The sequence below is a fragment of the Brachybacterium sp. GCM10030252 genome (assembly GCF_042666535.1).
In the GTDB taxonomy this organism is placed as follows: domain Bacteria; phylum Actinomycetota; class Actinomycetes; order Actinomycetales; family Dermabacteraceae; genus Brachybacterium.
The window spans coordinates 1-1,283 of sequence record NZ_JBHTDM010000015.1; the positions used below are offsets into that span (position 1 = coordinate 1).

At 63.4% G+C, this 1,283-nt stretch carries 2 protein-coding genes; both read left to right on the forward strand.

Annotated elements, in window-relative coordinates:
* A partial coding sequence (locus ACFQRJ_RS12570; protein WP_377019483.1) for a carbohydrate ABC transporter permease occupies window positions 1-695 on the forward strand: 695 nt, incomplete at its 5' end.
* Window positions 688-1,283: carbohydrate ABC transporter permease (locus ACFQRJ_RS12575; RefSeq protein WP_377019484.1), on the forward strand; the 596-nt coding region annotated here is incomplete at its 3' end. The genes ACFQRJ_RS12570 and ACFQRJ_RS12575, both read left to right, overlap by 8 nt.

Below are 1,283 nucleotides of genomic sequence, written 5' to 3' on the forward strand. Positions count from 1 at the left end.
TGCACAACTCGCTGGTGGTCACGTTCATCTACGTGTTCGTCGGTACGCCTTTGCAGCTGCTGGCGGCGCTGCTGCTGGCGGTGGTGCTGAACCAGGGCATGAAGGCACTGGCGTTCTACCGCTCGGTGTTCTATCTGCCGTCCCTGCTGGGCGGCTCGGTCGCGATCGCGATCCTGTGGCGCCAGATGTTCGGCGCCAGCGGTCTGGTCAATCAGATCGGCGAGATGCTGGGATTCGAGAACCTGCCCGGCTGGGTGTCCAATCCCGATACGGCGCTGGGCACGATCATCCTGCTGCACGTGTGGACGTTCGGGTCTCCGATGATCATCTTCCTCGCCGGGCTGCGGCAGATCCCGCAGATGTACTACGAGGCGGCCTCGGTCGACGGCGCCTCGAAGGTGGCGCAGTTCTTCCGGATCACGATCCCGCTGCTGACCCCGATCATCTTCTTCAACGTGGTGCTGCAGGTGATCAACGCCTTCCAGTCGTTCACCCAGGCGTTCGTCGTCTCGGGCGGCACCGGCGGGCCCTCGGATTCGACGATGTTCTACACGCTGTACCTGTATCAGAAGGGCTTCGCCCAGTTCGACATGGGCTATGCGTCGGCGATGGCGTGGCTGCTGCTGATCATCGTCGCGATCTTCACCGCGATCAACTTCTTCGTCTCCAAGTTCTGGGTGTTCTACGATGACTGATCTGCAGAGCCGGCCGAGCCCGGCAGCCGCCTCCCGCGATGACACGGCGTCCGCGCCGATCGTCCCGAAGCCCCGTCCCCGGCGCCTGGTCCGCCGCACCCTCAAGCACCTGGTGATGATCGCGGCCAGCATCGCGATGATCTACCCGCTGCTGTGGATGATCGTCTCCTCCCTGCGGCCCAACGACGAGATCTTCCGCAACCCGGGCCTGCTCCCGATCAGCTTCAACACGGAGAACTATGTCGAGGGGTGGAACGCGCTCGCGCAGCCGTTCTCCCACTACCTGATGAACTCGACGCTGCTGGTGCTGGGCTGCGTGATCGGCAATCTGATCGCGTGCTCGCTGACGGCCTATGCGTTCGCGCGGCTGCGATTCTGGGGCCGCAACATCGCGTTCGCGATCATGCTGATGACGCTGATGCTGCCGATCCACGTGGTGATCGTGCCGCAGTACATCATGTTCTCCCAGACCGGATGGGTGAACACCCTGCTGCCGCTGATCCTGCCGAAGTTCCTGGCCACCGACGCGTTCTTCGTGTTCCTCATGGTCCAGTTCATCCGCGGCATCCCGCGCGAGCTCGACGAGGC